Raw genomic sequence first — 10126 nt, forward strand, 5'->3', positions numbered from 1 at the left:
GACTGCTACACCCGCCCCGGTGCTAAAGCCAGCCACAGCACACAGGATAAGACTGCTGCACCCGCGTAGGGTGCTTCGCATCGGACAAGCTACGGGAAAAACTAGGATAGGGGCGGGTTATGAAGATTCTGGTGAAATAGAGGATGGATGGGAGAACCCGCCCCTACGGATGGTGATGGACGCGGAAAGATAACAGATTGCTAAAAAATAATAGTAATAGTATCAGGGTGATTGGGTAACTTTATAGGGGCGGGTTATGAAGACTCTGGTGAAATAGAGGATGGATGGGAGAACCCGCCCCTAGGGATGTGATGCACGCCCAAAGATAACAAATTGCTAAAAAACAATAGTATCAGGGTGATTGGGTAACTTTAGTTGAACCAATGGGGGACTCTGACGATAGATAATCGCGCCACTACAGCCAGTAACAGGACCTTGAAACAAAAGACGCTGACCATCATCCGCTTCGACAAACATATTGCCAATACAGACCCTACCGCCGCGACTATCAACCTCGATTTGTAGCAAATTGAGAGTATGCAGATCGGTAATTGTCGCCTTGAGGAGGTGATCGCGTTTAACGACCCGCACTTCAATGGAATCAATACGGAAACTATAAGCATGACCATCGGAAGAGGAAAGATTTAGCTGCACTCCAGGGGGCAACCCTTGGACAAGATTGATAGCGGCTTGCTGGGATTTATGGACTGTCAAACGGTCTATGGGTGGCAGATCGGTAGGTAAAGCGTCTAAATCAATCCTCCAATCAGAGGCTTTGCGGTTAATCTCCTCCTGAATAGCGACAGCCCGCCTAGTGTCAACGTTGGCCGCATAATTTTGCTGTTTAATTTTATTAACAATCCAACGTTGTCGAGCAAACACCTTTAAATGCAGGTTTTCGGCTTGAACAAACTGCTCATAAAATCGTAAAGTCCGCACCAAATCGCCAATTCTTTCGAGGACTATGCCGACTTCGGGAACTGCTAGATAGGTTTTCCAATCGGAATTAGATAATACTTGGTCTATGAGGGTCATATAGCGAGAGCGAGCAATGCGGACCTGTTGTGGGGTCAAATTAGAGCGAGCCAGTTGTCGGATTAACTCAAACTGTAAGCTCTTGATTTCGGATGGAGAACACTCTTCTAAGGCGGCGATCGCATCAGACCATTGTCGGGAGCGCATCAAATATTCTACCCAGTCACGGTAGCGATTTTGTGCAAGTAAAGCGCGTCTAACACATTCGCCATATTTTAACCACTGGGCGGTGACGGGACGACCGGCGCGTTCCCATTCAGCAATAATGCGATCGCTATTTCCGGCTCGTTCCAAATAAGCCAAACCTTCTGGGAAGCCTAATACATCAGCTAAAGCAATATTATATTCCCGTCGGTCAGTAGACCCACAACGCTGCCAACAGCGGACCGCCCGCCGCAAGTTTTTGGCTCGATAGAAGCATTCCCCAGCAATATCTAGGAGGCCATCATATTTGGCTTCATCTAAGGCTTCCAATACATCACCAAATCTTTGCCATTGGGGGAGAGATAATCGCTTTTCGGCCATCAAACGTTTGATTCTGCTGGCATATTCAGAAATGGCAGCTTTCCAGGGTTTGCGGTTGTGGTCCGGCGTGCGAGAACCGAGGTGGGGGCGCCCAGAACTATACTGGGTACTGGCATTTGATCCTACATAATTGGATAAACTGACTTTTCCCGGGTCGGTAGTAGATTTTTGGGCTAGGACTTCTTCTAAAAACAGGGTAAATGCAAAGACCACAGCTAAGGTTTTGGTGGGGGTTGCCATGAATTCTACTAGGGGACGTTCTGCTGGTCTTGATTCAGGGAATTGGTGATACCAGTTGAGTAGGGCTTGCCAACATAGACCATGCCAGAAACATTCCCAGGCTGCGTCATTTTCACCACGGCGATAGAACAATAGCCCGGCTTCTCGAAATCGGCGATCGAATCTCAGAGCCCAGGCTTCACATAGTAGGGCTTCTTGTTCCTTTCCGAGTTCGAGATAGAACTGTTTAGCCCGTCGCAGGGAAACTGGATCTTTCTGCATTCGGCCGTTTTCTTCAAATTCTTGGGCTTGTAATTCCCGGTGATCGAGATCGAGATTTTCGAGACTATCGCCCCAATTTAAACCGCCTATATAGCCGTACCAAATTTGGCGATCGTCTGATGCAGCTAAACATTGTTCTAGTTGGTATGCAGATTGGTGCAACGAGTCTGTGGTTGCATATTGCCAGAGGAGGCGGTCTCCAGCTTCTGTGTCAATGACTATTAGGTTAGTGATTCCTCGACTGGCTGCTACATATAATTTATTGAAAAAATACTCTAATTCTAAGGGATGTTCTTGGTCTAAATTGATATAATCCCAAAGCGATCGCCCAAATTCCTTGGCAAACTGTTCGCCAAATTTATATAAAATTACTAGGGGGAATTCTAAGCCTTTGGCTTGAATGGCACTTAACACATTTTTCGGGGGATTGGTTTCGCTGGCTCCCGGATATAACGAAGATAAAAAATCATCATTTCTGATATATGTTAATTCGCCGTTTGCTTCACATGGTACAATAAAAATGGGGGATTTTTCGATGTGGCTTTTGAGGTCATTTACGGAAAAATTACGCTGACCAAAGATGAATTTTTGGGGATGACGAGCATTGGCTATTGGTTGCCATGCTTCCTGGGGTTTGAGTTTGGGAATTTTAAAAACTAGATGCCGCCATAGGTGAATTAAATTGGTCATTTTGACTATGGCTGGGCTGGATCTGTAATTAGATTCTAGTTCATAAAATGACATTCCTAGATTGAGTTTTTGGTCAGGATCTAGGTGAGAAATTACCTGATCAAAAAATGTGGCTTTGACGCTTTGCCAACGAAATCCGGTGGGGTTAAGGGTCTGAAATGGGTCCCCCGCAAAGGCAAAGGGTAAACTGGGAATGGGGGGATACATAACTGAGTCGGAAAATAGAGAGAGTTTGACGATTAGCAATAGTTCTAACTTGGTGAAATCCTGGGCTTCATCACAAAAAATGGCTGTATATTTGGGGAGGTTATCACCTTGGACTTGCAGGACTCGCCGGATTAAGTCTTGGTCATCCCAATAGCCACCATCATGGGTTAGTTTATAGTACCATGGCCATACCTGTTTATAAATGGCATCAAAGACTTCTGAGGAAATGGTTTTTTCTCGGCGAGGAACATCATCATAATCCTCTGGGGTCATGTATTCATCGTTTTGAGTGACGAGGCTATAGCCTTTGATAAATGTGCGGATAATATGCCAGCATAATTCGGGAGAGTAGCGTTTTTGGCGATGGGTACAGTGTTGGCGGAAGTCGTAAAAGGAGATATAGCGATCGCGATCAAATTTGTCGCTTTCTTCTGGAGGAAGTAAATTAATTAGAAAATCTTGGAAGGATTGAAAGCAAGGTTCTAAGGGGGGTTTTTTCTTCAAATTACTGCTGTTGAGCATGAACTTATAGTTAGTTATTAGCAGCTTTTCTACCCCTTGTTTCGCGCGAGTTAGCAGACGTTCATTATAAGTCAAAAATAGTGGTTTAATGACTTTTTCTGGGAGTTTTTGAGCATAAATTTTCCGGTAGCGATCGCAGTATTCAGCAAACAAATAAACCAACATGGTTGATTTGCCACTCCCCGCGCGACCATTAATAAATAACGGTAGAGAATTTTCAGAATCCGGGCTAGAAAGTTCATGTAAAATTCTTTCTTCTTCCACAGAAAGGGCTAAATTAATACCATTATCTGCTTCAATTTCTAGCCAAATTTCCCGATCTAGGACTAAATAGTCTGGATAAGCGCGACGGGTATAACGCGAGAGAATATCAAATGTAATGGGTGTGGAAAAAATACCCTGGGGAAAGTCGAGAGTTAACAGACGGGTCTGTTGTAGCACCGCCTCAATATCGCCGGGCTGGGGTGGACTATCAAAACTGGCTACTAAGAACACTACCCGACGAGGTAAGCCGTCGGCTGTCTCTAAATGGCTATAGAGGACATAATTACTACTGTCTGGTTTACGGGTTAAGTATAAATTTGGCCAGGAAGTGTCCTGTTTTGCCTCCTGTCCTTCGACAATGGCTAGGACAATTTCACCATAACTCTGCCATTGGTCGCGAGTTTCCTGCTGCTGAAATTGTTTGACCCAGACCTCACCTTCACAAATAATACGATCGTCTGTGTTGCGAGTCCAGGTAGGTCGTTGTAGCCAACCGTGATAGATTTCTGGTAAAAATTTTGGACGTAAAGGCCCTTTTTGTCTTTCTTTTTGGCCTTTGATACTATTTTCCAGGTCAGTATAATAAACTAGAGGGTCTAAATGCTTTTTCCCGTAGTCTTCGGGGTTTTGCAGAAAAGACTCATATTCATTACCCCCCCTAGTCAAAACATCCAGTAAACACAATACTCGCTCATTCTTAAAAGGAAAGATTTTCCCTAGCAGTCTCAGATTACGGACAGGCCGCTTCAGATAGGGATAATTCCAGTTAAAATAGGCATGGACAGCAGAACTGCCCTGGGTCTGAATGGCTACCACTAATTCTGCAATCTGACCCTGAATACCAAATTGTTTGGCTTGTTGATCAAACCTGGGGGTAGTGTAAATATACATAGGTCTTGCGGATTTCCAATTAACCCAGGGAGTGCAAACGAATTACAGCAAATCTAACTAATTATACTTACAGATACCCACTAATTGTGTGATAATAACCGTATCAGTATCCGAAACATTCCGGCTCAGGTCTAAGGTGATAGGCTGAAACCTAAGCAGGGGTATGGTTTCAGAAACTGCTGTCGCTTGTCTCCCTTTAACATAAATTGGGCTGTGGCGGGTTCACTGAAATAATTGGGCCGACGCTTCCTGGCTGATGCACATAGTTGTTCAGGGGGACTTACAATATTCATAACTTGCTTTTTTGGGAACGGCTGTTTTAATTAGGTTTGAGAATGCAATCAACTTACAACCAAAATTCTTTGCGGGAACAACAACACCCGTTAATTCGTAGATTGGCGAACAGTATTGAACGCCTGTGGGGTCAGTATTTGGATCTGCAACCCTATCATCTGCCTGATGATTTAGGATATATTGAGGGGCGATTAGAAGGGGAAAGGTTGACTATTGAAAATCGCTGCTATCAAACTCCACAGTTTCGTAAGATGCACTTGGAATTGGCTAAGGTGGGTAGTGGTTTGGATATTCTCCATTGTGTGATGTTTCCCCGCAGTTCCTATGCTCTGCCTATGTTTGGTACGGATTTGGTGGGGGGACGTGGTAGAATTGGGGCGGCGATTGTGGATTTGTCGCCCATGAATGGCGATCGCACTTTACCCGAAAATTATCACCGAGTCCTGCAAGAATTACCCCAAAATCATTTTTCTCAACCCCGTGATATTCCCGCCTGGGGGGATATTTTTTCCGAGTTTTGTCTGTTTGTGCGTCCGGCAAATGAGCAAGAGGAAAACCTGTTTCTGAGTCGGGTTGAGACTTATATGGAACTACACTGTCAAAGTGCGATCGCTCAAACTCCAGTTTCCCCAGAGCAACAAATTCACATGATCAACGCTCAACGCCACTACTGTCAACAACAACAGCAAAACGATAAGACCAGGCGCGTCCTCGAAAAAGCCTTTGGCGAGGAATGGGCAGAACGCTATATGACCACAGTTTTATTTGATACTCCTGAAGACTGAGACCAGCCACAGTTAAGGGGTAAAATGAGTGTTACCACTCGAAGTAGTTTTACGGCGTTTAGACTTGTTGCGACCTGATGCTGGTAAGGGAGTTTTACCCTGACTTTCCGGGAGTTTCCTATTAGTACGGAACGTAACATTCATGCCTTCGTTAGATTGTTCTAACACTAATAGGGGAGTAGGTTTGGCTTTTTGGTCCCATTCAATATGGGCAATTCTCCCCTGAATTGTCGGTTGCCAATTATCATGGTCATCCGAGGGACTCAAATAGGTTTCCAAGCAGTCAATAATCTGATTAATAGTCGTTGAAGTTGCTTGCGTGGGTAATTTCATCAACCTAATTTGTATCCGAAATAATACCCGTTTTTTGCTATGTTCAGGGTCTCCTGTGTCGTATTCAACATCAAAAATTGAATCAACTTGGCGACCTTGACCAGCATTACTTTTTTCTCCCACAGCCGCCTGTGTAGGTCGCAGAGCCACAGCTATTTGCTGCTTGACCTTCATCTTAATTTGAACAATGATGGCATAATGGAAAACATCCTCAGACATTCTCATCCTGAGATAATCAAGGTTAAATTCCCTGGAGTGAATTAAGTCTGGGTTTTTCTCCATTTTAGAAATAGTCGCCAAGGCTAATTTATATTTTTTATGGAGTTCTTTATTTCTAAAGGTCTCCATTTTCAACTGCTTGGCAAGACCTTTGTTTTTAGAGTTATAAATGACTGAGACTACAATCAGTATTATTAGCATCAAACCTGTAGCCCCCATCCACAACATTTCTGAGGTGACTTTATTACTCAGATTAGTGGTAGGATTTTCGGAAGGAGTTTGTGCTAATATAGATTCAACGAAATTTGTACTATTATCCATCAGCAATCATCAATAAGGTTGACATACTTCCCCAGGGGAATTTTACATTTAAATATTGACTATTTAAGCCGGGGGACAGGGATTCCTCGAAGGTATTTCGGATCTAGCAGTTTCCTGGACTTGAGCGAATAAGTGACCAAACGCACCCCTTATATCTACTCGTGATAGGTGATTAGTTCTGTTGGTCAAGTGTATTTCTCTAATTATACAAGCAGAAAAGCCACTCGTGGTGGTGAGAAACGGGGCCATCAATATACAAGCCCACCTAGCCACAAGTGCCCAAAAAGATGAAGTTAAATTAATTTTTAGATATATAGCGCTGATTGCTATTGGCATATATACACCCGATCGCAATTGTAGCGAAATTGAGCGGGTGAACTAAACACGCCACACCGCCAAGGCGGTTGGCGTTTCCACTATGATCACAGCAGTCCTGTATTAGTTCCCGGCTTCCCAGTGGCTAATTCAACTTTGACAATTTTTCCACCCATTTTCATAATCCGTTGCTGTTCCCGGAACCAGTTGTCATAGGGAACCAGCTTAGTGAAATAGGTATTTTGTAACTCACGCTGAGTGCGAATCCGTGTTTGGCTGGGAACGCAAGCTGTTACTTTGAAAACTCTCATGATTATCTTGCTCCTGAGTTAAGTCAGCAATTTTGACAGTATTTGACAGTAATATTTATCAAATGACTAAAGGCCGGGAGTCATAAGCCAATACTAGCTCGCTAAAACTTATCAATGATACAGACAAGCCTTTGGCGGTCTAGCACTCACTTCAGACTTCCCTGGCCCTAAGTTTATAGGAATTGAAGAACCAAGACTGTAGTATTTCCAAAGGGGATGACTACATTCTAGCTTCCTCTGTGAGCAGTCTTAGCTCAAGCCAGAGCAGATGTAATCAAAGTAAATGCCCATTTCCTTACCAGCATCAGCACCAACTAAGCCAGCAGTAACTTCTTTCATAGCTTGGATAGCTTGAACGGTAGCGCCAATGGGTACACCCAAAGAGTTATAAGTTTCTTTCAGGCCATTGAGTACACGCTCATCCAGGATGGAAGGATCGCCAGCCAGCATAGCATAGGTAGCATAGCGGAGGTAGTAGTCCAGGTCACGGATGCAAGCAGCATAGCGACGAGTGGTGTACATATTACCACCGGGACGGGTGATATCGGAGTACAGCAGAGACTTAGCAACTGCTTCCTTAACGATGTTAGCTGCATTAGCGCTGATGGTGGTTGCTGCACGAACGCGCAGTTCACCAGTAGCGAAATAGGCTTTCAGTTTTTGGATAGCGCTAGCATCCAGGTATTTACCTTGAACGTCAGAGGAGTTGATTACGGAAGTGATTGCGTCTTGCATGATGGTTTCGTTTGCTAATGGTCGCTTGATCTAGGAATTGTTTAGATGAATCTTGGTCGATTAATAAGAGATAATCGCCAGTGCTTATGACATTGCACCAATTAGGTAGTCGAAGTAAGCACCTGCTTCGGCTGCGTCTTCTCCAGACAGCAGGGAAGTGGCTACACTCTTCATAGCCCGTACACCTTCAGCTACTGCTTCGATGGGAGTACCAAGAGATTTGTACATTTCGCGAACACCTACAACCCCGATTTCTTCAATGGGGGTAACATCGCCAGCAACAATTCCGTAGGTGATCAGACGCAGGTAGTAGTCTAGATCCCGCAGGCAGGTGGCAGTCATTTCCTCACCGTAGGCATTTCCACCGGGAGAGACTACATCAGGACGTTTTTGGAAAAGTTGGTTTCCTGCTTCCTTGATGATGCGCTCACGAGCACCTGTCATGGTTTCAGCAATCCGAACCCGGCGTTCGCCAGAGGTAACAAAGGATTTGATCCGATCTAATTCACCAGGGCTCAGATAACGCGCTTCAGCGTCTGCATTGACGATGGATTTGGTAACGATACTCATTTTCTACCACAGGGTTTAGCTAATGTGTTCATGATGAAGCCTACGACTTTCGGTCAGCCCGGTGTCGTGGCTCCTCAGCTTTGGGAAGTACCATTTAACCTGCCACAGGTGGCGGTTAGCAGGCAACTTCTCCTGAGCAGGCAACTTTTGGCTATTACCAAGATTGCCGAGTCATTTATCGATCGCGATCGGGCGTATTTGATTATACGCCGCCACGAGTTTCGGGTGTCCCTATTTGGTCCCCCAAATGAAACCTCATGACATGACTACCTCGAAATGTATTTTGAGGCATTATGTTCACATTATTAGTATATTTGTAATAGTTTTTAACATTTCATGGGGAAAAACTTAATAATTAGGGACGAGGGACTGAGGTAAATGGCCAAATCCGGCGGTGATTTTCCCGATACTGGCTGAATATTCGGGTCATAATCTTGGCGATCGCTGTTGTAAAATGTCGTTAAAAGATTGTAACAATTCCGAAAGCTAGGACTCTCAATTAACTGATGACAGTGCTGAACTCCAACCCAATAACATTCAACCTCCGACTCATACCCAGGGGCTTACTAATCATGGCCTTAGCTGCCTTGCTAACATTTCCCCTGGGAACTGGTCCAGCTTTAGCAAATATTGACGATGATAAGTTTGATGGCAACATTTTTGCTCTTTATGGCGGTAATGGGTCTCTGGTGCCGCCACGAGTTGAACTGTCCCAGTCTTTGAGACTCCATAAACCAGCATTGCTAGTTTTTTTCCTGGACGACAGCCGCGACTGCAAAGTATTTTCGACAACAGTATCGCAACTACAAGAGTATTACGGAAGGGCTGCGGACTTTATCCCAGTTAATATTGATTCAATCCCCATGGACTCGTCCCTACCTCCCACGGAACCGGGTCATTACTATCGAGGATATGTTCCCCAAACAGTGATAATTGACCAATCAGGAGATGTCGTGTTAGATGAGGTGGGGCTAGTCGCCTATGAAAAGGTAGATGATGTATTCCGGGAAGTATTCGACTTATTACCCCGTGAGAAATCTGTAGAACTGCGACGCAAACCCGTTAATGAGATTAATAGTGAAGCGTTCACCTTTGTCTTGGAATTGTAGAAGTCCAGATTGGTGTCAAGGGACTTAATGCGATCGCTTTTTTGTCCTAACTGGGAATTTGTACTTGTTTTGTCCATTTTCCCAGTAGGCTACCTTCCATTGGGTCAGTCTGATAACTTACTCCTTGCTTTCTCCCCTGGGACGGTTAATCCGGCTAGTGCGATCGCTTAATCCTGTTGGGTACTGCCTATATTGATTTAGGATTGTGTAAATCAGCTTCATTAATTCGTTGTCTCTGGAGTTAACCTCTGATATCAGTTTCTGGTTTTGCTTCATTAATTGCCAGACTAAAAAAACCGTAATGCCATCAGTCCCCAGCTTGACTATACAGCCTTTATCTCAATCATTAAGCACAGTAACAACACTTGGTAAACCAGTTATTCAAACACTGTAAATCCACAAGGCTTACCGCCACTTCTACCAATCTCACTAATAATTCCATGGTCTCCGTCCTGAACTTGCACACTCAACTTTTGAGCTGTGACCACATCATCTCTAC

At 44.4% G+C, this 10126-nt stretch carries 12 protein-coding genes and 1 pseudogene; 5 read left to right on the forward strand and 8 right to left on the reverse strand.

Features of this window, described 5'->3' with window-relative positions; translation table 11 throughout:
- The coding region (locus tag P5683_RS07900) for a hypothetical protein (RefSeq protein ID WP_315669433.1) at positions 1-193 on the forward strand (193 nt) is incomplete at its 5' end.
- 143 nt (positions 194-336) lie between these two features.
- Here P5683_RS07900 and P5683_RS07905 read toward each other — a convergent pair.
- Positions 337-4635, reverse strand: coding sequence for a hypothetical protein (locus tag P5683_RS07905; protein WP_008056965.1), 4299 nt, complete (start codon positions 4633-4635; stop codon positions 337-339).
- A gap of 131 nt (positions 4636-4766) precedes the next feature.
- A complete protein-coding gene (locus tag P5683_RS07910; RefSeq protein ID WP_008056962.1) occupies positions 4767-4928 on the reverse strand; it encodes a hypothetical protein in 162 nt (53 codons plus the stop codon).
- 42 nt (positions 4929-4970) lie between these two features.
- On the opposite strand from P5683_RS07910, the gene P5683_RS07915 reads away from it, so the two are divergent.
- The gene (locus P5683_RS07915) at positions 4971-5714 is read left to right on the forward strand and encodes a phycocyanobilin:ferredoxin oxidoreductase (protein ID WP_006621708.1); all 744 of its coding nucleotides are present in this window, start codon (positions 4971-4973) and stop codon (positions 5712-5714) included.
- A gap of 12 nt (positions 5715-5726) precedes the next feature.
- Here the strand turns inward: P5683_RS07915 and P5683_RS07920 are convergent, their stop codons facing one another.
- The 4 genes from P5683_RS07920 to apcA form a co-directional block, all read right to left on the reverse strand.
- Positions 5727-6587 carry a hypothetical protein gene (locus tag P5683_RS07920; RefSeq protein WP_008056960.1) on the reverse strand — a complete coding sequence of 287 codons (861 nt, stop codon included), beginning with the start codon at positions 6585-6587 and terminating at the stop codon, positions 5727-5729.
- Between the two features lie 422 nt (positions 6588-7009).
- Positions 7010-7213 (reverse strand): phycobilisome linker polypeptide, encoded by a 204-nt coding sequence (locus P5683_RS07925; protein WP_006621706.1) that lies wholly within the window; start codon positions 7211-7213, stop codon positions 7010-7012.
- 249 nt (positions 7214-7462) lie between these two features.
- A complete protein-coding gene (gene apcB, locus P5683_RS07930) occupies positions 7463-7948 on the reverse strand; it encodes an allophycocyanin subunit beta (RefSeq protein ID WP_006617275.1) in 486 nt (161 codons plus the stop codon).
- An 84-nt stretch (positions 7949-8032) separates the two neighbouring features.
- Positions 8033-8518: an allophycocyanin subunit alpha gene (gene apcA, locus P5683_RS07935; protein ID WP_006617276.1), complete on the reverse strand. Its 486-nt coding sequence runs from the start codon at positions 8516-8518 to the stop codon at positions 8033-8035.
- A 30-nt stretch (positions 8519-8548) separates the two neighbouring features.
- On the opposite strand from apcA, the gene P5683_RS07940 reads away from it, so the two are divergent.
- The 3 genes from P5683_RS07940 to P5683_RS07950 all read left to right on the forward strand — a co-directional run bounded on the left by P5683_RS07940 (position 8549) and on the right by P5683_RS07950 (position 9798).
- Complete coding sequence (locus P5683_RS07940; RefSeq protein WP_006667936.1) at positions 8549-8779, forward strand: hypothetical protein; 231 nt, start codon at positions 8549-8551, stop codon at positions 8777-8779.
- Between the two features lie 311 nt (positions 8780-9090).
- Positions 9091-9627 carry a thylakoid membrane photosystem I accumulation factor gene (locus tag P5683_RS07945; RefSeq protein ID WP_006621704.1) on the forward strand — a complete coding sequence of 179 codons (537 nt, stop codon included), beginning with the start codon at positions 9091-9093 and terminating at the stop codon, positions 9625-9627.
- A gap of 12 nt (positions 9628-9639) precedes the next feature.
- Complete coding sequence (locus P5683_RS07950) at positions 9640-9798, forward strand: hypothetical protein (protein WP_155839091.1); 159 nt, start codon at positions 9640-9642, stop codon at positions 9796-9798.
- Here the strand turns inward: P5683_RS07950 and P5683_RS07955 are convergent.
- Complete coding sequence (locus P5683_RS07955) at positions 9745-9954, reverse strand: hypothetical protein (protein WP_071533530.1); 210 nt, start codon at positions 9952-9954, stop codon at positions 9745-9747. The genes P5683_RS07950 and P5683_RS07955 overlap by 54 nt on opposite strands.
- Positions 9955-9973: 19 nt before the next feature.
- Positions 9974-10126 (reverse strand): annotated as a pseudogene (locus P5683_RS07960) (IS630 family transposase); the annotation flags it as partial.

It is taken from the genome of Limnospira sp. PMC 1279.21, from assembly GCF_032349615.1.
Classification (GTDB): Bacteria; Cyanobacteriota; Cyanobacteriia; order Cyanobacteriales; family Microcoleaceae; genus Limnospira; species Limnospira fusiformis.